Genomic DNA, 20,637 nt, shown 5'->3' on the forward strand with positions numbered 1-20,637 from the left:
CTCCTCAGCAGTTGAGGAGCGGGGCTTTCGCATGCCCGCGGTCGGCCGGGCCGGGAGAGAGCTGGTTGGCTTCCGCCCTGATCGGTTGCGCCCCTGATCATTTGCGCCCCCTGGTCAGCGCCCCTGATCAGTTGCGCCCCCTGGTCAGTTCCGCCCCTGGTCAGTGGGCGGAGACGCCTTCGCGGGCGCGCTTCGGGAGCAGCCAGCTGACCGCGAGGCTCACCACGAACAGTCCGATCGCGACCAGCACCGCGTTCTTGGTGGCGCCGAGGAACGCGTGCTCCGGCAGCAGCTGGAAGAAGATCGTGCCGATCACCGCGACCCCGATCGCGCCGCCGAACTGCTGCATCGCGGTCAGTACGCCGGACGCCGAGCCCGCGGCCTGGTCGTCGATCGAGGCCAGGATGATGTCGAACAGCGGCGCGAACACCAGCCCGGCGCCGATCCCGGCGACGAGGGTCGCCGGGACGAGGTTCCAGATCGTCGTCGCATCGCCGTACGTGTGCAGGGTGAACCACACGCCGCCCATCGCCAGCGTCATCACCGCGATGCCGAGTTGCAGCGCCTTGCGGCCGAGCTTCGGCGCGAGCAGTCCGCCGGACAGCGGCGCGCCGATCGCGATCCCAAGCGAGAACGGCACCATCGCGAGGCCGGCCTTCAGTGGGCTGTAGTGCAGTCCGAGCTGGGTGAACAGGTTGAACACCAGCATGAAGCCGGACATCGCCAGGAAGAACGTGGTGATCACGCCGAGGCCGGCGACGTACCCGCGACTGCGGAACAGCGACGGGTCGATGACCGGGTTTCCGGACCGGCGCTCGCGCCAGGCGAACAGCACGAACACCGGCACCGATGCGATCAACATCAGGATTGTCCACAATGGCCAGCCGAGTTCGCGGCCCTCGACCAGCGGGTAGATCAGCAACCCGGAGGCGAGGCTGACCAGGATCACACCGGCCAGGTCGAGGCGGGAGGCGCCCGGTGTCTTCACCTCGGGCATGAAGCGCAGCGCGCCGTACAGGGCGAGGATGCCGATCGGGACGTTGATGAAGAAGATCATCCGCCAGCCCGCGTCGAACCAGTTGGCGTCGATCAGTACGCCGGCGATGATCGGTCCGGCGACTGCCGACAATCCCATCACCGGGCCGAACATCGCGAACGCCTTGCCGATCTCCGCGGGCGGGAAGACCGCCTTCAGGATCGCGAACCCCTGCGGGATCATCACCGCGCCGAGCAGACCCTGCGCGACCCGGCTGCCGATCAGCAGCTCCGGTGAGGTGGCCAGTCCGCAGATCGCGGAGGCGACGGTGAACCCGACCGCGCCGATCACGAACAGCCGTCGCCGCCCGACCAGGTCGCCGAGCCGGCCGAAGCTGATCAGCCCGATCGCGAACGCGAGCGTGTAGCCGGCCAGCATCCACTGCATCGCGGACTCGGACCCACCGAGCTCGGCCCGGATCGACGGTGCCGCAATGTTGACAATCGTCGCGTCGACAAGATCCATGATCTCGGCGATCAACACCGTCGCCAGCACAATCCACCGCCACCGGTACGGCGTACCAGTAGCGCCGGCCGAGTCCGGCGTACCGCCCGAGCCGGCCGGGTCCGGCGTGGCGGTTGAGCCGGCCGAGTCGCGCGTGGCGATCGAGCCGGTCGAGTCCGGCGTGACTGTTGCGCTGGCTGAGTTGGTTGGTGGTTGCCCGGCGGGTGGGGCCGGTGGGGTGTCGGTTGAGGTGCTCATCGTCGGCTCCTGTCGGATGCGGGCGAACAGTGTTCGGTAACGAACACCGTTCTACGCGCGAACACTGTTCCTGTCAAGTACGGTGTTCGCTAGAGTGGGCGGTATGAGTCAGTCGCCGTGGCAGCCGATCAGCCCCGAGAAGCCAGTCCGCGCCATCCGTGAGCCGCTGACCCGCGAGCGGATCGTCGACGCAGCGATGCGCGTGCTGATCGAGCAGGGGTACGACGCGGTCTCGATGCGCAAGGTCGCCCAGGTGCTCGACACCGGACCCGCCTCGCTGTACGCGCACGTCGCGAACAAGAGGGAGCTCGACCAGTTGCTGGTCGACCGCGCGGCGCAGGACATGAACCTTCCGGAGACTCCTGATCCGGACCGCTGGCAGGAGCAGTTGAAGGACGCGATGCGCGAGATGCTCCGGGTGATGCGGGCGAATCCGGGGGTCGCCCGCGCCGCGATGGGTCAGGTCCCGCTGGGGGAGCGGGCGCTACTCAGCACTGAGCGGATGCTCGGCATCCTGAAGGCCGGCAACCTTCCGGACCAGGCGGCGGCCTGGGCTGTCGACCTGATCCCGCTCTACGTCACCGCGACCGCGTTCGAGGAGACGGTGAAGGGTGGTGCGTCGACGTGGACCAAGGACGACATCGAGGGCTTCGTCGCGTATCTCCGCGGCTTCTTCGAGTCGCTGCCGGCCGACCGGTTCCCGCTCACGGTCGCGCTGGCCGGTGCGCTCACTGCGGGCTCGAGCAGTGACGAGCGCTTCGAGTTCGGCATCACCGTGATCACCGCGGGTCTGGCCTCGCTGGCCGACCGTAACTGACTACCCGAGCCGCGTAACCAACTGCCCCCAGCGCGTAACCAACTGCCCGAGCCACCGTAGCTAACTGCCCAGGAGCAGCCTGCTCCGAGTTGGTCCTTGCTGTTCACGAATGCACATGGTTAACCTTCGGATTGTCAACAAAAGTACGACTTGGCCGTCCGGGTGCGCCAGAGGCGTGAGGCGGTACGTTCGCGGAACGCGGAGGCGAGTGTGCCGAAGGCGTCTGGTGGGCACGGGTGAGGCCGAGTGACGACAGGAGGATCCCGTGGACGCCGAGAGCCAGCCACCGGTCAGCAGGAAACCGCCGGTCGAGACCGAACCGCCCCCAGGAGTACTGAAGAAGGCGATCGCCGCATCGGCCATCGGCAACGCGACCGAATGGTTCGACTACGGCATCTACGCGTACGGCGTGACCTACATCTCGGCGGCGATCTTCCCGGGTGACACCGAGAGCGCGACGCTGCTCGCGCTGATGACGTTCGCGGTCTCGTTCCTGGTCCGGCCGCTCGGCGGCCTGATCTGGGGTCCGCTCGGCGACCGCCTCGGTCGCAAGCACGTGCTGGCGATCACGATCCTGTTGATGTCCGGCGCCACCCTGTGCGTCGGCCTGGTTCCGACCTACGACGCGATCGGCCTGTGGGCGCCGATCCTGCTGGTCCTGCTCCGGATGATCCAGGGCTTCTCGACCGGCGGTGAGTACGGCGGCGCCGCGACGTTCATGGCGGAGTACGCCCCGAGCCGCCGGCGCGGATTCCTGGGCAGCTTCCTGGAGTTCGGCACGCTGGCCGGCTTCTCGCTCGGTGCGCTGCTGATGCTCGGCTTCTCGCTGATGCTCGGCGACGACGCGATGCACTCGTGGGGCTGGCGGCTGCCGTTCCTGGTCGCCGCGCCGCTCGGCCTGGTCGGCGTCTACCTGCGCTCGCGGCTCGAGGACACACCGGTGTTCCGCGAGTTGGAGGCGAAGGGCCAGAAGGAAGAGGAGACGACCACGCAGTTCAAGGATCTGCTGGCCGGCTACTGGAGGCCGATCCTGCAGCTCGGCGGCCTGGTCGTCGCGCTGAACGTCGTCAACTACACCCTGCTCACGTACATGCCGACGTACCTGGAGAGCGAGATCGGCCTCAGCTCGGACGAGTCGCTGATCGTGCCGATCATCGGAATGTTGACAATGATGCTGTTCCTGCCGTTCGCCGGCCGGATGTCGGATCGCATCGGCCGCAAGCCGCTGTGGTGGTTCTCGCTGGCCGGGCTGTTCGTGTTCGGTGCGCCGATGTTCCTGCTGATGGGTACGAACGTCCTCGGTGCGATCATCGGGTTCGCCGTACTCGGACTGCTCTACGTCCCGCAGCTGGCGACGATCTCGGCCACGTTCCCGGCGATGTTCCCGACGCATGTCCGGTACGCCGGTTTCGCGATCGCCTACAACGTGTCGACGTCGCTGTTCGGCGGTACGGCGCCCGCGGTGAACGACTGGCTCACTGCCGAAACCGGGAACGCGCTGATGCCGGCGTACTACATGATGGCCGCCTGCGTGATCGGCGCGATCGCCCTCGTCAAGGTCCCCGAAACCACCCGCTGCCCTCTCAACGGCACCGAGACCCCAGGCACCGAGGGAGCCCTGCCACCAGTCGCCTTGGAACCCGCAAAGGCCTGAGCCGAGCAGGAGCCCATCACGATCACGCGATGGGCTCCTGCAGCTCGGTGACCCACTGCGCCGGGTCGTCCGGGCAGTCGAGGTAGAGCTCGCGTGCCGGCTCGCCGGACCGATGGTTGTTGTCGTCCATCCAACGAGCCAGCGCCTGCCACGCGGGCAGCACCTGGTCGATCGGCCCGCGATGGACCACCGTCGCGGCACGTACGGCGGGCAGATCCACGACCTCGAGGCCGTTGCGGTTGCCCTCAGCATCGACCGACGCCGGAACAGTCGCGCGGACGACGGCCTCGTCCTCGGATCGCGGTGATCGCTCGTACAGGCAGGTCAAGCGGCCGGCCGGATGTACCGCGGCGGCATCGGGCAGCCGGTGGCCGAGCTCCGCACACAGCGGACGTACGACGGGGCCGATGTCCTCGGGGGTGAAGCTCGCGGCTGTGGTGGTCAGTCCCACCAGCCGGATGGCAGGCAACTCCTTGATCACCACGTCGACAGTCGGCAGTTGGTCCTCGAGGCCGCGGAGACGCGACTCGACCTGCGCGAGCCGTGCGACGCTCTCGGCGACGGTGGACTCCAGTTCCGCGCGGCGGATTGTCAACAATGCGCGCAGCTCCGCCGGGCTGATCTCGTCCGCGATCATCGTCCGCACCTGTTCGAGTGAGAACCCGAGGTCCTTCAGCGCCACGATCTGGTTGAGCTCCGCGAACTGAGCGGCGTCGTAGCTCCGGTAGCCGGTCGCCGGATCCACGTGCGCCGGCCGCAGCAGACCGATCGCGTCGTAGTGCCGCAACATCCGCACCGACACCCGCCCATGCCTGGCAAAGTCCCCGATCGCAAACAATCCGGCCTCCCATCCACCCCGAGTCAATCAGCAATCCGCGATCAACTCCGTCAACCCCGATCCCTGGTCGCGAACGAGTCCGGTTGAACCCCGATCCCTGGTCGCGAACGAGTCCCGTCGAACCCCGTTCTCTGGTCGCGAACGAGTCGAACCCCGATCAGCTCAGGTCGGCGAGGAGTTCGGCGAACCTGATCGCGGTGTCGTCCTCGTGCCAGGGGCCGATCACCTGCATGCCGACGGGCAAACCGGTCGGCGTCACGCCGATCGGCATGCTCAGCGCGGGCAGTCCGGTGAGCGACGCGTGGGCGATCCAGAACACCTGCGCGTCGTAGCGCTGCTCGCCGTACGACGTCATGATCGTCCGGTCCTCGAACGGCCGATCGTCGTGCGGGAACGCGGTCGTGAAACTCGTCGGGCAAACGAAGACGTCGACGTCTTCGAAGTACCGCTGCCAGGTCAGCCGGCGAGCGATTCGCCTGCGCTCCTGCGCGACCACCTCCGCGAGACTCGCGAAGTCCGCACCCTCGCCCTGCAGCGCGAAGAACAATCCGACCTGGAACCCGAACGCCTCGGCCTGTTCCGACGCATCGACACCGGCCGGCCACCCTTCGATGATCTTCGCCCCGTTCCGCGCAAGGCGATCGACCGTGTCCGACAGCGCAGTCCCGACCTCACTCGAGACCGGCGCATCCGCGTGATCGAGGACGACGCCTACCCGGAGGTCCGCGAGCCGGTCGTGCCGCGGCGGCCGGAGTTGCCACGAGTACGGCGCCGCCGGACCACCGGTGACGGTCAGCGCAGTGCGCAGATCCGCAGCCGATCGCGCGAGTGGTCCGATTGTCGACAACGTCGGGAACTCGGTCTGCGGCTCGGGCGGTCCCGGCAGCTGGAATCCGTGCAGAGGTACGAGCCCGGTCGTGGGCTTCAGTCCGTACACACCGCAGTACGCGGCCGGGAGCCTGATCGACCCGACCAGGTCCGATCCGTACTCCAGGTAGGTGAGTCCGGCCGCCAACGCAGCCGCTCCACCTCCGCTCGAGCCACCCGGCGTACGGGTGAGGTCTGCGGGATTGTTCGTCCGGCCGTAGATCTCGTTCGTGGTCTGGCCGAAGTCCCCGAGCATCGTGTGGACATTGCTTTTCCCGACAATGATCGCGCCGGCCCGGCTGAGGCGTTCGACCACGGTCGCGTCCCAGTCCGCGACGTACTCCTTGAACCTCGGATCGCCCCAGGTCGTCCGCAGGCCGGCGACGTTGAAGCACTCCTTGATCGTCATCGGTACGCCGTGCAGCGGCCCGAGCTCGCGTCCGGCCGCGACCGCAGCGTCCGCCTCGGCCGCTGCCTGCAGAGCGAACTCCGGGCGGGTCTCGACCACCGCGTTCACCTTGGTGTCGGCCGCGATCCAGGCGAGCATGCGCTCGGTCACCTCGCGAGACGTCAACTCGCCGGCCCTGATCCGCGCGGCGATCTCCGTTGCAGTTGCAGTCATGCCGCCGGTCTACGACCTGACGCAGTGTGAGAGTCAACGCCCGCCACGAATCCCCACCACTTTCGCTCGAAGGTTGCCAGACTGTCGCATCCCGTCCGGACAGCCGTTCGCGCTTGGCTGTCCGGACGCGGCTGGGGCTGGTGCGGCTGGCGCGGGTGCGGTCAGGAGATGACGGCGGTTACGGCGTCTGACCAGATGCCAGCGGCCTCGTCGATTTCTGTTGGGTTGACGACGAGGGCGGGGATGAAGCGGACGACCTGGCCCCAGGCGCCGCACGTCAACAGCAGGAGACCCCTCCTTGCCGCCTCCTGCTGTACGGCGGCCGCCGTGACCGGGTCGGGTTTGCCGTCGGCGTCGCGGAACTCGTTGCCGATCATCAACCCGAGTCCGCGCACGTCGGTGATCTGCTCGTGCTTGTCCGCGACCAACTGCAGCGCCTGCTTCAGCTGTGCACCCCGCTCGGCCGAGTTCTGCACCAGGCCCTCGTCCTGGATGACGTCCAGCGTGGCCAATGCGGCCGCGCACGCGACCGCGTTGGCGCCGTACGTCCCGCCCTGCGAGCCGGGCCACGCCTTCTCCATCAGCGCGGACGACGCCGCGATCCCGGACAGCGGGAACCCGGACGCCAGCCCTTTGGCCGTGACCAGGATGTCCGGATGTGAACCGAAGTGGTCGCCACCCCAGAACTTCCCGGTCCGGCCGAACCCGGTCTGCACCTCGTCCACGACGAGCAGGATCCCGTGCTGGTCGGCGCGTTCGCGGAGTCCGGCGAAGAACCGCTCGTTTGCCGGGACGTACCCGCCCTCGCCCAGCACCGGCTCGACGAAGAACGCCGCGGTGTCGGCCGGCGTACTCAATGTCTGCAAGATGTAGTCCAGCTGACTCAGCGCGAAGTCCGTCGCCTGCTCCACCGGCCAGCCGAAGTGCCCGGGGTCGGGGAACGGCGACACCTGGACGCCGGCCATCAACGGGCTGAACCCGGACCGGAACTTGGTCCCCGACGTCGTCATCGACGCCGCCGCCACCGTCCGGCCGTGGAACCCGCCGTGGAACACGATCACGTTCGGCCGACCGGTCGCCTGCCGGCTGAGCCGCAGCGCCGCCTCGATCGCCTCGCTGCCGGAGTTCGCGAAGAACATCCGGTCGAGGTGCTGGGGGAGGACCTCGCCGAGCCGGTCGACCAGGTTGAGCAGCGGCCGATGCAGCACCGTCGTGTACTGGGCGTGGATGATCTTGGCGACCTGCTCCTGCGCCGCCGCGACCACGCGCGGATGGCAGTGCCCGGTCGACGTCACCCCGATGCCCGCCGTGAAGTCGAGGTACCGCCGATCGTCCTCGTCGAACAGCAACACGCCCTCACCGCGGGCGGCCACGACTCCGGTTGCCTGTTTCAACACCTGCGACAGCTCGGCCACGGCGGCTCCCCTTCACGCGTCCGGTCGACACTTCTTCGTCAACTGGTAGATTGTCGACAATCAGCGTATCTCAGGCATCTGGACTGTCAATGGAGGCCGCTCGTGACTGCACATCCAGGGCTCAACGCCGACCAACCAGGGCTCAACGCCGGCCATCAAGGGCTCAGTGCCGATGAGGCCAAGGTGATTGATGCCGTTGAGAAGCGGTTGTACGTCGGTGGGCAGTGGGTCGACGCGGCAGGCGGCCGGACGTTCGACGTACTGGATCCGTCTACGGGCGAGAAGCTTTGCTCGGTCGCGGACGCCTCGCCGGCCGATGGTCGCGCGGCGCTCGACGCGGCGGTCGCGGTGCAACCCTCCTTCGCGAAGCTTTCGCCGCGTGAACGGGCCGACATGCTGACCGCGGCGTACGAGCTACTGCTCGAGCGCGTCGACGATCTCGCGCTGTTGATGACGCTGGAGATGGGCAAGCCGCTGGCCGAGGCGCGCGGCGAGATCGCGTACGCGGCCGAGTTCTTCCGGCACTTCGCGGGCGAGGCGGTCCGGATCGACGGCGGCTACCAGACCGCACCGGCCGGGAACGCGCGCTTCCTCATCGCCAAGCAACCGGTCGGCCCGTGCCTGCTCATCACGCCGTGGAACTTCCCGATGGCGATGGGCACCCGCAAGCTCGGCCCGGCGATCGCGGCCGGCTGTACGAGCGTGATCAAACCCGCGCACCAGACGCCGCTGTCGATGCTGGCGTTGATGGGCATCCTGGCCGAGGCCGGCGTACCGGTGGGGGCGGTCAACTGCGTCACCGCGATGGACGCGGGCGGCGTGATGGAGCCGCTGATCCGCTCCGGTCTGGCCCGCAAGCTGTCGTTCACCGGTTCCACCCGCGTCGGCCGGATGCTGCTCGAGCAAAGCGCGGAGAAGGTCCTGCGGACGTCGCTGGAGCTCGGCGGGAACGCGCCGTTCATCGTGTTCGAGGACGCCGACCTGGACGAGGCGGTGGACGGGGCGATCGCGGCCAAGATGCGCAACATGGGCGAGGCCTGTACGGCGGCCAATCGCGTCTTCGTCCATTCGTCGACAATCGACGAGTTCGGGCGCCGGCTGGCCGCGAAGATGTCGGCACTCACTGTCGGCCGGGGTACGGAGCCGGGTGTCAAGGTCGGACCGTTGATCGACGAGGCGGGGCTGGCGAAGGTGCAGTCCCTGGTCGCCGACGCGGTGAGCCGTGGCGCCACCGTGCTCACCGGCGGGGAGGTTGCCGCTGGCAACGGCTACTTCTACCCGCCGACGGTGCTGACAGGTGTGCCTCGGGACGCTGCGATGGCCGACCAGGAGATCTTCGGCCCGGTCGCCCCGCTGACGCCGTTCGACACCGAGGACGAGGTGGTCGCCGCGGCCAACGACACGGAATGGGGCCTGGTGGCGTACGTCTTCACCAACGACCTCCGCCGCGCTCTCCGCGTCGCCGAATCCCTGGAAACCGGCATGGTCGGCCTCAACCAGGGCATCGTCTCCAACCCCGCCGCACCCTTCGGCGGCGTCAAACAGTCCGGCCTCGGCCGCGAGGGTGGCAGCGTCGGCATCGACGAGTTCCTGGAAACGAAGTACATCGGCATCGCCCTGCCGTAGAACCGTCCCCGGCCCGAGCCGGCGGGACGGGACCGGGCCGAGCCGGGCAGAGCTGGACGGGCCGGGCTGAGCTGGACGGGCCGGGCTGAGCTGGACGGGCCGGTGACGGCACCGGGCTGAGCCGGGACGGGACCGGGCCGAGCCGGGTCGAGCCGGACGGGACGGGACCGGGCCGGGGACGGGACCGAGTCGGGCGGCGGGGACGTCAGCGGGTGGTTAGGCGGGTTATGGCGTCGTCCATGTGGGCCATCAGGAGGTCGTCGGCGAGGAGGTGGTCGCCGGCGCGGATGGCCTCGGCTAGAGCCTTGTGTTCGCCGACCCGGACGTCGGAGACGGTGTAGGTCTCCTCGAGGGCGTGGATGCACATCCGGGTCTCGGTGATGTAGGTCTGGTGCATCCGGGACAGGCGTGGGCTGCCGGCGAGCGTCACCAGGCGTTCGTGGAACGCGATGTCGAGTTCGCCGACCGCGGCCGGGTCGCCCTCGGCGGCCGCCATCTCTTCGACGATGGCGAGCAGTTCCTTGCCGGCGGCTTTGTAGTCGCCGGCGATGACCCGTCGCGCGGCGGCGCGCTCGATCGCCTCACGCGCCAGGTACATGTCCCGGACGTCTTCGGGGGTCATGTCTCTGACGAACAGCCCACGGTTGCGGATCGAGACCAGCAGGCCCTCCTGGGTCAGCCGCTGCATCCCCTCCCGGAGCGGTCCACGGCTGACGCCGAGCTTGCGGGCCAGGTCGGCCTCGCCGAGCTGAGCGCCCGGCTTGAGCTCGCCGTGGCTGATGGCCTTGCGCAGTTTGTCGGCGATGATGCTCGGCGTCGACTCCTGCGCCAACGGCTCGATGAAACTGGTCACGCGTGTGTCCCCCTTGCTGAAAACAATCGACCCAAGCCTGGCAGTGACGGTACCGGGCCGATCAACTGCAGCCCTTTCCATACCGTCACCTGGTTGGCCGTGAGCACCGGCTTGCCGGCGGCCGCCTCCAGTTCGTCGACGATCTCGAGGGTGTGCATCGCGGTGTCCGGTACGAGGATCGCCTCGGCGTCCGGGTGGTCCGCGGCCTTCACCATCGCGATCACCTGCTCCGGCTCGAGCGTGCCGACCTCGGCCGCGGTGATGATCCCGTGGCTGCCCATCGAGACCACCTCGATCCCGCCCGCGGTCAGGAACCGGACGAAGTGCGTCGCGACATCCTCCGGGTACGACGCGGCCACCGCGACCCGGCGTACGTCGAGCGCCTTGCACGCGTCGACGAATGCGAGAGATGTCGAGGACGCCGGTACGCCGAGCGCCTCAGCGACCCCGGAGGCCTGGTTGCGGGCCCCCTCGGGTCCGAAGACGAAACTGCCCGACGTGCAGGCCCACATCACCGCGTCCGGCTGGGCGGAGGCGAGTGCGGAGGCGCCTTCGGCGAGCCGTTCGGCGCGGCCCAGGTCGAGGAGTGCGTCCACCCGGTGCGCGTCCTCGCCGACGGAGGTGATCACGACCGGGAGCTTGACCGCCCCGTCCAGCCGCGCCTCGAGCGCCGGGTAGTCGTCTTCCGCGCTGTGACCGGGATAGAGCAGCCCCACCGTGACCATTCGTCCTCCTGGCTGACACGCACCGAAATGGGTAGATTGTCGACAATGTTAACCCCAGACAACCCCACGATCAGAACATCCGGGCCTGGCTACGACGTGGTGCGGTTGGTCGCGGAGTTGCGGCGGGGCGTGCGTGGGGTGGTCGGGGACGACCCGGGGATGCGGGCGCTGTATGCGGCGGACGGGTCGAACTATCGGGCCGTGCCGGATGTCGTTGTGGTGCCGGCTGATGTCGACGATCTCGCAACTGCGGTTGCGGTGATTGCCGCGGCCGGGGCGCCGGTGGTGATGCGGGGTGGCGGGACCTCGATGGCGGGGAACGCGATCGGTGGGGTGGTTGTCGATGTGTCCCGGCATCTCAATCGGATCCTCGACATCGATGCCGAGTCGCGGACCGCGGTGGTTGAGCCGGGGGTTGTGCTGACGGATCTGCTGGCAGCGGCCAGGTCTTCCGGTCTGGCGTTCGGTGCCGATCCGTCGTCGGCCAGCCGGGCGACGATCGGCGGGATGATTGCGAACAATGCGTGTGGCGCCCATTCGGTTGCTTGGGGCACGACCGCCGACAACCTCCGCTCCCTGGACGTGATCCTCGCCGACGGCACCCGACTGACGGTCGACGCCGGCGCGCAGACAGGCAGCCCGGGGATGTGGGCAGACGTGCCGGGTGGGCTGGTGGGTGCCTCGGGAGTACCGGGTGCTCGCGCTGGGATGCAGGGTGGGGATGTCCTCGGCTTGCGGGCGGCGTATGCCGGGCGGCCTGGGCGGGAGGGGGAGTTGCATCGGGCGATGCAAGCGTTCGTGGATCGCAACGAGTTGCTTGTCCGGCGGCGGTTCGGGCGGTTCACGCGGCAGATCTCCGGGTATGCGCTGCACCGGCTCTTGCCCGAGTACGGGTACAACGTCGCCGGGTTGTTGTCCGGGAGCGAAGGCGGCCTGGCGGCCACCGTGCAGGCGACCGTCGCGCTCACCCCGTTGCCAAAGGCAAAGGTTCTGTGTGTGCTCGGGTTCGGGGACTCGATCACGTCGGCCGATTGTGTGCCGATCGTGCTGCGGCATGGTCCGCTGACGATGGAGTCCATCAACATCGACCTGGTCGAGCGACTCCCGGCCGAGGTGCGGGATGCCGCCGTACGCGCCGGGCTTCCCGACGGCAAAGCATGGCTGCTGGTGGAGATGGGCGGCGAGGACGAGGTGCTGGCCGCCCGGGCCGCGCAGACAATGCTCGACGAACTGCACGACTCCGGCTCACCCGCGACCGCAAGCCTGGTGACGGATCCGAGGGCGCAAGCGGTCCTGTGGCGTTGCCGTACTGACGCCGCCGGTCTCGCGACTCGTCGGGCCGACGGTGCCGAGGCGTGGGGTGGCTGGGAGGACGCCGCCGTACCTCCGGAGCGGCTCGGGGCCTACCTTCGCGGCCTCGACGAGTTGCTGGGTCGGCACGGTTTGTCGGGGGCGTCGTACGGGCATTTCGGCGAGGGCTGCATGCACATGCGGATCGACTTCGACCTGCTCAGTCGGGGCGGCATCGCGACGTACCGGCACTTCGTCGAGCAGTCGACGGACCTGGTCGTCGAGCTCGGGGGATCGGTGTCCGGTGAGCACGGTGACGGGCGGGCGCGCGGCGAGTTGCTCAGCCGGATGTACGGCGCCGACGGGGTCCGACTGTTCCCTGAGCTGAAGGAGATCTGGGATCCGGCCGGGGTGATGAACCCCGGGATGATCGTCGAACCGCCGCCGCTGGATCTGGCGATCCGGCACGATGGGCCGGCGAAGGATCGTCGATTGCCGACAATCTTCGCGTACCCGGACGACGAGCACGATTTCGCGCAGGCGCAGCGCCGATGTGTCGGGATCGGCAAGTGCCGGCAGAGTTCGGGCGGGGTGATGTGCCCGAGCTATCAGGTCACCCGCGAGGAGAAGCATTCGACCCGCGGCCGGGCGCACCTGCTGTGGGAGATGCTGCAGGGCGACCTGATCACGGACGGCTGGCGCTCGACCGAAGTACGCGACGGCCTCGATCTCTGCCTGTCCTGCAAGGGATGCCTGTCCGATTGTCCGGTCAACGTGGACATGGCGACGTACAAGGCCGAGTTCACGCAGCACCACTACGCACGTCGTCCATGGGCCCGGCCGCTGTCCCACTGGTCGATGGGCTGGCTTCCACTCTGGGCCCGGCTAGCCGCACCGATGCCCGGCCTCGCGAACCGCTTCGCCCGGCTGCGTTTGACCAAACGCCTCGGCGGCATCGCCCCCGAGCGCGACATCCCACCCTTCGCCGATCAGCCCTTCACCACCTGGTTCGCGAAACGCGCCCAGACGCCGCGTGAACCCTCATCGGCTGCGGAGTCTCACACCCCGGCACCCGCTCGCGGCGCGGCGGAGCGGGGGCGGGGGAGGGTCGTGTTGTGGTCGGATACGTTCACGGATCGGCTGGCGCCGGAGATCGGGCGGGCGGCGGTGGAGGTGCTGGAGGCGGCTGGCTTTGAGGTTGTGGTGCCGGACAAGCGGGTGTGCTGCGGGCTGACGTGGATCTCCACCGGGCAGTTGAAGAATGCGCGGCGCGTCCTCAATCGTTCGCTCGAGGTCCTTGCGCCGTATCTGGCCGACGGTACGCCGATCGTCGGGGTCGAACCCAGTTGTACGGCGGCCATCCGCCACGACGCACCTGATCTGATTGCCGACAATCCGCTCGCCGACAAAGCCGCGAAGTCGGTCCGGACTTTCGCCGAGTTCCTGGTCGACTCCGGCTGGGAACCACCGCAGGTCGGGGGAGAGGCTCTTGTCCAGACGCATTGTCACCAGCACGCCGTCCTCGGCTTCGATGCCGACCGCCGACTGATGTCAGCGGCCGGCATCGACGCGACCATCCCCGATTCGGGCTGCTGTGGTCTGGCCGGCAACTTCGGCTTCGAACGCGACCACTACGCCGTCTCGAAGGCGATCGGTGAGCGCGTGCTGCTGCCCGCCGTACGTTCGTTGCCCGAAGCAACCGCCGTACTGGCCGACGGCTTCAGTTGCCGCACCCAGATCGCGCAAGGCACCCCGCGCCAGGCCCACCACCTGGCCGAGATCCTCGCCCAGGCCCTCAAGAGCTAACGCCCGCCACCACCTGCCCGCCGATCCTGAGACCCCATGGAGGTTGCAGCTACTTGCGTATATGCATGATTGCGCAGATAGCATGTCTTCATGAACCACGGGCACGGGCACGGGCATGACCACGCCGCGGGAGAGCGGCGCGGGGTAGTGGGCTGGGCGCTTGGGGTGGTGCGACCGCATCGGCATGATGCTGCGGAGTCGGTGGATGCGGCGTTGGAGGCGAGCGCCGGGGGGATTCGCGCGGTCAAGCTCAGCCTGGCCGGGCTCGGTGCTACCGCGGTCCTCCAAGCCATCCTCGTCGTACTGACCGGATCGGTCGCGCTGCTCGCGGACACGATCCACAACTTCTCCGACGCGTTGACCGCCGTGCCACTCTGGGTCGCGTTCGTGCTCGCGCGGCGTCCGGCGACCCGGCGCTACACGTATGGGTTCGGCCGGGCCGAGGATCTCGCCGGGATCTTCATCGTCGGGATGATCGCGTTGTCCGCGGTGATCGCCGGGTACGAGTCGATCCGCCGGCTGATCGATCCGCAGCCGCTCGGCCACCTCGGCGCGCTGATCGCGGCCGGCCTGGCCGGTTTTGTCGGCAATGAGATTGTCGCCATGTATCGGATCCGGGTCGGTCGCCGGATCGGCTCGGCAGCGCTGGTGGCCGATGGACTCCATGCCCGGACCGATGGGTTCACGTCGCTGGCCGTCGTACTGGGTGCTGTCGGCGTATTGGCCGGCTTCCCGTTGGCCGACCCGATCGTCGGACTCGCCATCACCCTCGCGATCCTCGTCGTACTGAAGAGTGCGTGGACCGACGTCTACCGCCGCCTGATGGACGCGGTCGACCCCGAATTGCTGACAACCGCCGAGACGACCCTGCGCGGGACGCCCGGCGTTACCGCGATCGAGGACCTCCGGCTTCGCTGGACCGGTCACCGCATCCGCGCCGAGACCAGCGTCGTCGTCGATCCGACGCTCACTCTGGCCGCCGCTCACGCCATCGCGCATGAGGCCCACCACCGCCTCTCGCATTCGCTGCCCAGGCTGCACAGCGCGACCGTCCACGTCAGTCCGGCCGATTCTCAGTAGCGGACAGAACTTGTCCGGTTCTCCTTCTAGCGTTGGTCTCGTCCGACACCGAGTGAAGGAGAGCCGAGATGCCGATTCCCGAGGGATATACGACCGTGACGCCGTGGATCATCGGTCAGGACACGGACGGATTGATGGACTGGCTGACCCGGGCGTTCGGGGCCGAGGAGATCGACCGGATGGTGGGTCCGGACGGCCGGATCGGGCACGCGGAGATGCGGATCGGGAACGCGATCGTGATGATGTTCGACGCCCGGCCGGAGTGGCCTGCGACGCCTGCTTTTCTCCGTCTGTACGTCGATGACGCGGACGCCACGCACGCCCGGGCGGTCGCGGCCGGCGGGACGTCGGTGACCGAGGTGACGCATCTGTTCTTCGGCGACAAGGTGGGACGGGTGCGCGATCCGTTCGGCAACCTCTACTGGATCCAGACTCGGATCGAGGAACTGACCGAGGCGGAGATGATGGAGCGGCTGGCGGATCCCGAGTTCACCCGGCGGATGGAGTACGTGACGGGCGCCGAATTCTTCCCCGCCGCGACTGACCGCAACCACGAATGACCGCCGCGGCTGGCCGGCGACGGGCTTAGCCGAGGAGGCGCAGCGCGGTAAGAGTGTAGGCACGCGCCGCGGTGACGAGTTCGGCGATCGGGACGGACTCGTCCCCCCGATGGGCCTGGGTGGTGACGGAGCCGGGACCGAGCACAACCACGGGTACGCCGAGGTCGCGAGCGACGTACCCGCCATCGCAAGCCGCCGTCCATCCCGCGAGCGGCAGATCGGGGCCGCCGGCCTCGACCCGGGCCGCCTCGATCACGCGGACGAGCTCCGCATCGGCAGCCGTCTCGAACGCAGGCATCTCCATCGGCATCTCGAGCTCGACCGACAACCCGCGATCCTCGAGCCGCAGCGCCGCCACGCGGGACCGCAGACCGTCGAGTGCGGCGGCCGGCGACTCACCGGGCAGGAGCCGCCGATCGGCGACGATCACACAATCGGCCGGCACGATCGAACCGCCCGTCCCACCGTTGATCTGACCGACGCTCCAGGTCGCGGGCCCGAGCAGCGGGTGCGGATCGGCGGCGAGCTCGGTGTGCAGTCGCTCGATTTCGGCGACGACAGCGGCAGCACCATAGATCGCGTTCGCGCCGTCGTCCGGGTTCCCCGCGTGGCACGCGCGCCCGTGGACCGCGACCCGAAGATACGAGTCGCCCCGAGCCGCGATGATTGTCTGCAGATCAGTCGGCTCGGCCGTAACACACCCAAGAAACCCAGACCCGCCGACGCCGCGGGCCTTGTCGACGTACGCCCGGATGCCTTTGCCTGTCTCCTCCTCGTCCACCACGGCGGCGAGCTCGACCGGTCCGCTCAGTCCGGCGCCACGCAAAGCGGCCAACGCGACCAGTGCCGCGGCGAGTCCGCCCTTCATGTCCGACGCGCCGCGCCCGTAGATGCGCCCGTCCTGCACCACCCCGCCGTACGGATCGGTCGTCCAGCCGTCACCGACCGGCACGACGTCCGTGTGCCCGAGGATCAACAGGCCTGGACCGTTGCCCCCGGCAAGCGTGATGCTGACGTTGTCGCGCCCGGGCTCGACGGGTGAGGTGACCACGTCGAGCCCGAGCTCCCGCCCCGCCGCCGCGAGCACCGCGACAGTCGCGGCCTCCTCGCCGGGCGGGTTCTGCCCGGTTGCCTGCAGCAACTGGCAGGTGACCCGCACCAGCAGCTCTTCGTCGATCCGGTCGAGGACGCTCTGTTCGTCAGGGGTCATGGCTACGAAGCCTAGGCGGACCTCCCGGTCAGGTAGGAGCGCCAGCCACCGAACGACGTGATGTCACGCGCCGGATCCGCGCCGTCGGCCGTACACACGAACCCGAGGATGCGCCGTCCGTCCGACAGTTCGAGCGGACCGATCGCGAGCGGTGGCTCGACCGTCGCCGCGAATCCACCGAGTTCGGCCGCGGGCAGACTCCACACTTCGACCTGGATCCCCGGCCCGGCTTCGTCCGACAACGTCCGAGTCAGACCCGGCCTGGGGCCGTCGACCAGATACATCCGGTACGACGAAGCAGTCCGCGCATCGAAGGCGAGCCGGGCACCACGTCGTACCAGCTCATCGTTGAGTGGCTGGCCGGTCAGGTGAGCCCCGGCGACCGCGAGCAGGACCTCGTCCTCGGTAGCCTCGCCGCACCACAGAGCGGCGAGGTCGATCAGCACCCGGTCGTGACCGGCCGGCGCCAGCAGTTGGACACCGAACGGCAAGCCGTCGGAACGGTCCGGACCGGGGAACGCGACCGCGCACAGGTCGAGCAGATTGACCATGTTCGTGAAGCGTCCCAGCCGGCTGTTCACGCCGACAGGATCCGCCGCCACCTCGGCTAGGGTCGGGTGACCCGAGGTCACCGGCAGCAGCAGGGCGTCGAGCTCCGTCCACAGGTGCTCGCTCGCACGAGCGAGTGTCGCGAGTCGATCGAAGCCCGCGAAGGCGTCTGCCGCCGTCAGCGTCGCACCATTGTGGACAATCGACCGCACGGTCGGATCCACTGCGGGGTCGTCGTCCATCTTGTCTCCGAAGGCCAGCCATCGCTCGGCGAGCCACGGCCCGGAGTACAGCAACTCCGCCGCTTCGAGCAGCGGCCGCACGTCCACCTTCACCACGTCGCCGAGCCGATCAGCCTGATCGAGCGTCTGCTGCCAGGCCCGCTCGTGCAGCGGATCGAGGTCCAGGTCCAGATCCGGTACGCCGATCACCGCGGCGGCACCCGGCGTGTGACCAGCCCTGCTCCGTGGCAGATCAGAAGCTCGTCGCGACCAGGCGTCGTCCGGATCGAAGGCGACCATCGCGTCGAAGACCGCACGCGCCGTCCCGACCGACCGCGCCATCACCGTCACGCAGTCGAGCGATCGGCAGGCCGGTACGACGCCACGCGCGGAGACGAGCCCACGACTCGGTTTGATGCCGACAATCCGATTGAAGGCAGCCGGCACCCGGCCGCTCCCGGCGGTGTCCGTCCCGAGCGCGAAGTCGACCTGCCCACTCGCCACCGCGACGGCGCTACCCGAACTCGATCCGCCCGATACGTGGTCCGCGGAGAACACCGAGTGACAAGCGCCGTACGGCGAACGCGTGCCGACCAGTCCGGTCGCGTACTGATCCAGGTTGGTCTTCCCCAGTGGTACGGCGCCGGCCGCGATCAACCGATCGACCACGAAGGCGTTCCGCGCCGCCGGGCTGGAGTTCCGCGGATCGCCGGCCGTCGTCGGCACCCCGGCGAGATCGATGTTGTCCTTGAGCGCCATGGTGAGGCCGTGCAACGGTCCCGGCGCGGCCTCGACCGGCTCGACCCGGCTGATCCAGACGTTCACGCGCCCCACCGGGCCCGCTCGGCGTCGAAGGCGGCTCGCCGCTTCGCCCGTACCGTCGCAATGTCCACAGGTGCCTCCTGTTCGATCCGGCGTACGTCGGCGATCGAGAAGGTCGCCGGGCTGACCCGCAGGTCGGCCCGCCCGGCCTTGATCTCGGCCCGCTCGTGGGCGAGTTGCTCGGCGCTCACCGGGATGAATCTGATCAGGTCGAACTGCCTCAGCAGCCAGGGTTGCTCGTCGTTGGGCGACAGCCGCCAGACCGGGACGGTGCGCCCGACCAACTGGTACCCGCCGGGTCCTTCCATGCCGTACACGCACAGATAGATCCCGCCGATCCCGACCGCGTTCTGCGGGGTCCAGGTCCGGGCCGGGTTGTACTTCGTGGTCACCAGCCGGTGCCGGGGATCGACCGGTACGGCGACCGGCGCGCCGAGGTAGACGTCGCCCAGCCCGACGACCAGGTACGTCGCCTCCTGCATGATCTCGAAGACCTCGTCCCGCCGGCGCAGATCGTTGACTCGCCGGATGAACTCCACGTTGTCCGGACACCACGGCGCGTCGGGCCGGACCGAGGTCGCGTACCGGCGCATCGCCTCGTGCGCCTCCGGGTGGTCGAACGCGATCGGGAGAGTCACCTCGCGCGCCGGCAGCACCACGGTCGCCGGGTCCGCCAGCCCCGCCGCCAGAAATGCGAGCTGCTCGGCCAGTTCGTGCAGCCTGAGCCGCGAGGAGTCCACCGCGATCAGGAGCGATCGCACCCCCTCGACGATCTCGACGACACCGTCCGGCCGGTGGCCCCGCAACGCCTGCGCCAACAGGTGAATCCACACGCGGACGGTCAGGTCGAGCTCGGCCGGTCCGGCCTCCACCAGGAGATGGCGTTCTCCCGCACACCTGATCGTGTACGGCGGTACGCCGTCGGACTGATGCAGGACGTCAGGACGCCCGGCACTGCTGACGGCGGCGGCGACCGGCTCCGGTTCCTGCCGGAGGTCGGCGAGCCAACGACGTCGTACCGAGATCGCCTCGGTCGCGGTTTCCAGCGTCACCGGCACCAGTTGGACTGAGTCGCCGGCGCGAAGCTGGCCGAGCATCCAGCGATCGGCCTCGATCACGACAGCCGGTACGACGAAGCCACCGAGCGAAGGCCCGTCCTTGCCGACGATGACTGGGGTGTCGCCGGACAGCATGATGCCGCCGACCGGGTACGCCGAGTCGTGCACGTTGGACGGATGCAGTCCGGCCTCACCACCGTCGGTCCGGGCCCAGTCCGGGACCGGTCCGATCAGCCGGGTCCCGGTGCGATCGGACCGATGGTCGACAATCCAACTGTTCGCGAAGAACGCCTCGACACCCTCGGCCGTGAGGTGATCCGGAGCGCCGTGCGGCCCGGGGATCACGCGCAGATTCCAGGAATCCGAGATGGTCGGCAGTTCGACCGACAGCGGGCTGAGCAGGTTCTCCCGGCGGCCCAGCGGGAGTTGGTCACCGGCCGCGAGCGGTCTGCCGTCCTGACCGCCGAAACCGCCCAGGATGAAGGTGGATCGGCTGCCGAGTACGCGCGGGACGTCGAACCCTCCTTCGATCGCGAGATAGCCCCGCATCCCGGGTCCCTCGAGTGGACCGACATCCAGAACAGCTCCTGCGGGGAGGCGGACGACCATGCCGGGTCGCACCCGGTATCCGTCGATCGTCGCATTGTCGACAGCGCCACCGACGCAGATCAGCCGGTCCTCGTCGCACGTCAGCACCGGTCCGGCGAGCACGCACTCCAAACCCGCCGCGCTGTCCGGATTGCCGACCGCGGTGTTGACCAGCGCGAAGCTGAGTTCGTCGGCCGCGCCTGACGGCGGCACGCCGACGTCCCACAGCCCTGGTCGGCCGGTCAGGTCCTGCACCGTCGTCTGCGTCCCTGGCGTGATGACAGTGATGACCGCCAAC

At 68.8% G+C, this 20,637-nt stretch carries 15 protein-coding genes; 6 read left to right on the forward strand and 9 right to left on the reverse strand.

Going from position 1 to position 20,637, the window contains the following annotated elements; all coding sequences use genetic code 11:
• Positions 1 to 160: 160 nt before the first annotated feature.
• Entirely contained in the window at positions 161 to 1,738 is a 1,578-nt protein-coding gene (locus tag ACGFIF_RS02965) for a DHA2 family efflux MFS transporter permease subunit (protein ID WP_393150756.1), read from the reverse strand.
• Positions 1,739 to 1,841: 103 nt separating this feature from the next.
• On the opposite strand from ACGFIF_RS02965, the gene ACGFIF_RS02970 reads away from it, so the two are divergent.
• Both ACGFIF_RS02970 and ACGFIF_RS02975 read left to right on the forward strand, forming a co-directional pair.
• A complete protein-coding gene (locus tag ACGFIF_RS02970; protein WP_393150759.1) occupies positions 1,842 to 2,555 on the forward strand; it encodes a TetR/AcrR family transcriptional regulator in 714 nt (237 codons plus the stop codon).
• Positions 2,556 to 2,820: 265 nt separating this feature from the next.
• Positions 2,821 to 4,209: an MFS transporter gene (locus tag ACGFIF_RS02975; RefSeq protein WP_393150761.1), complete on the forward strand. Its 1,389-nt coding sequence runs from the start codon at positions 2,821 to 2,823 to the stop codon at positions 4,207 to 4,209.
• Positions 4,210 to 4,231: 22 nt separating this feature from the next.
• Here ACGFIF_RS02975 and ACGFIF_RS02980 read toward each other — a convergent pair whose 3' ends face one another.
• The 3 genes from ACGFIF_RS02980 to ACGFIF_RS02990 all read right to left on the reverse strand — a co-directional run bounded on the left by ACGFIF_RS02980 (position 4,232) and on the right by ACGFIF_RS02990 (position 7,951).
• Positions 4,232 to 5,074, reverse strand: coding sequence for a MerR family transcriptional regulator (locus ACGFIF_RS02980; RefSeq protein WP_393150763.1), 843 nt, complete (start codon positions 5,072 to 5,074; stop codon positions 4,232 to 4,234).
• A 130-nt stretch (positions 5,075 to 5,204) separates the two neighbouring features.
• Positions 5,205 to 6,536, reverse strand: coding sequence for an amidase family protein (locus ACGFIF_RS02985; RefSeq protein WP_393150765.1), 1,332 nt, complete (start codon positions 6,534 to 6,536; stop codon positions 5,205 to 5,207).
• Positions 6,537 to 6,697: 161 nt separating this feature from the next.
• Positions 6,698 to 7,951 (reverse strand): aspartate aminotransferase family protein, encoded by a 1,254-nt coding sequence (locus tag ACGFIF_RS02990; protein ID WP_393150767.1) that lies wholly within the window; start codon positions 7,949 to 7,951, stop codon positions 6,698 to 6,700.
• 183 nt (positions 7,952 to 8,134) lie between these two features.
• On the opposite strand from ACGFIF_RS02990, the gene ACGFIF_RS02995 reads away from it, so the two are divergent.
• Entirely contained in the window at positions 8,135 to 9,577 is a 1,443-nt protein-coding gene (locus ACGFIF_RS02995) for an NAD-dependent succinate-semialdehyde dehydrogenase (protein WP_393153623.1), read from the forward strand.
• Positions 9,578 to 9,782: 205 nt separating this feature from the next.
• Here ACGFIF_RS02995 and ACGFIF_RS03000 read toward each other — a convergent pair whose 3' ends face one another.
• Both ACGFIF_RS03000 and ACGFIF_RS03005 read right to left on the reverse strand, forming a co-directional pair.
• A complete protein-coding gene (locus ACGFIF_RS03000) occupies positions 9,783 to 10,430 on the reverse strand; it encodes a GntR family transcriptional regulator (protein ID WP_393150769.1) in 648 nt (215 codons plus the stop codon).
• Positions 10,427 to 11,155, reverse strand: coding sequence for a maleate cis-trans isomerase (locus ACGFIF_RS03005; protein ID WP_393150771.1), 729 nt, complete (start codon positions 11,153 to 11,155; stop codon positions 10,427 to 10,429). Before ACGFIF_RS03005 ends, ACGFIF_RS03000 begins: the two co-directional genes overlap by 4 nt.
• A gap of 45 nt (positions 11,156 to 11,200) precedes the next feature.
• On the opposite strand from ACGFIF_RS03005, the gene ACGFIF_RS03010 reads away from it, so the two are divergent.
• The 3 genes from ACGFIF_RS03010 (at position 11,201) to ACGFIF_RS03020 (ending at position 15,891) form a co-directional block, all read left to right on the forward strand.
• Positions 11,201 to 14,251, forward strand: coding sequence for an FAD-binding and (Fe-S)-binding domain-containing protein (locus ACGFIF_RS03010; protein ID WP_393150773.1), 3,051 nt, complete (start codon positions 11,201 to 11,203; stop codon positions 14,249 to 14,251).
• A gap of 90 nt (positions 14,252 to 14,341) precedes the next feature.
• Positions 14,342 to 15,331, forward strand: coding sequence for a cation diffusion facilitator family transporter (locus ACGFIF_RS03015; RefSeq protein WP_393150775.1), 990 nt, complete (start codon positions 14,342 to 14,344; stop codon positions 15,329 to 15,331).
• Between the two features lie 68 nt (positions 15,332 to 15,399).
• Positions 15,400 to 15,891, forward strand: a complete 492-nt coding sequence (locus ACGFIF_RS03020) for a VOC family protein (protein WP_393150777.1) — start codon at positions 15,400 to 15,402, stop codon at positions 15,889 to 15,891.
• 25 nt (positions 15,892 to 15,916) lie between these two features.
• On the opposite strand, the gene ACGFIF_RS03025 is transcribed toward ACGFIF_RS03020, so the two are convergent.
• The 3 genes from ACGFIF_RS03025 to ACGFIF_RS03035 are packed head-to-tail and all read right to left on the reverse strand — an operon-like array spanning position 15,917 to position 20,636.
• On the reverse strand, positions 15,917 to 17,101 hold the full coding sequence (locus ACGFIF_RS03025; protein ID WP_393150780.1) for a M20 family metallopeptidase: 1,185 nt from the start codon (positions 17,099 to 17,101) through the stop codon (positions 15,917 to 15,919).
• Between the two features lie 11 nt (positions 17,102 to 17,112).
• A complete protein-coding gene (gene atzF, locus ACGFIF_RS03030) occupies positions 17,113 to 18,696 on the reverse strand; it encodes an allophanate hydrolase (RefSeq protein WP_393150782.1) in 1,584 nt (527 codons plus the stop codon).
• Positions 18,693 to 20,636, reverse strand: a complete 1,944-nt coding sequence (locus tag ACGFIF_RS03035) for a 5-oxoprolinase/urea amidolyase family protein (protein ID WP_393150785.1) — start codon at positions 20,634 to 20,636, stop codon at positions 18,693 to 18,695. Before ACGFIF_RS03035 ends, atzF begins: the two co-directional genes overlap by 4 nt.
• Between the last annotated feature and the right edge of the window lies 1 nt (position 20,637).

It is taken from the genome of Kribbella sp. NPDC049174, from assembly GCF_043197365.1.
In the GTDB taxonomy this organism is placed as follows: domain Bacteria; phylum Actinomycetota; class Actinomycetes; order Propionibacteriales; family Kribbellaceae; genus Kribbella.

Excerpts from the sequence above, each read along its gene's own strand:
- ACGFIF_RS02965 (WP_393150756.1), bottom strand. The coding sequence starts at position 1,738 with ATGAGCACCTCAACCGACACCCCACCGGCCCCACCCGCCGGGCAACCA.
- ACGFIF_RS02970 (WP_393150759.1), top strand. The coding sequence starts at position 1,842 with ATGAGTCAGTCGCCGTGGCAGCCGATCAGCCCCGAGAAGCCAGTCCGC.
- ACGFIF_RS02985 (WP_393150765.1), bottom strand. The coding sequence starts at position 6,536 with ATGACTGCAACTGCAACGGAGATCGCCGCGCGGATCAGGGCCGGCGAG.
- ACGFIF_RS03005 (WP_393150771.1), bottom strand. The coding sequence starts at position 11,155 with ATGGTCACGGTGGGGCTGCTCTATCCCGGTCACAGCGCGGAAGACGAC.
- ACGFIF_RS03010 (WP_393150773.1), top strand. The coding sequence starts at position 11,201 with ATGTTAACCCCAGACAACCCCACGATCAGAACATCCGGGCCTGGCTAC.
- ACGFIF_RS03015 (WP_393150775.1), top strand. The coding sequence starts at position 14,342 with ATGAACCACGGGCACGGGCACGGGCATGACCACGCCGCGGGAGAGCGG.
- ACGFIF_RS03020 (WP_393150777.1), top strand. The coding sequence starts at position 15,400 with ATGCCGATTCCCGAGGGATATACGACCGTGACGCCGTGGATCATCGGT.
- ACGFIF_RS03025 (WP_393150780.1), bottom strand. The coding sequence starts at position 17,101 with ATGACCCCTGACGAACAGAGCGTCCTCGACCGGATCGACGAAGAGCTG.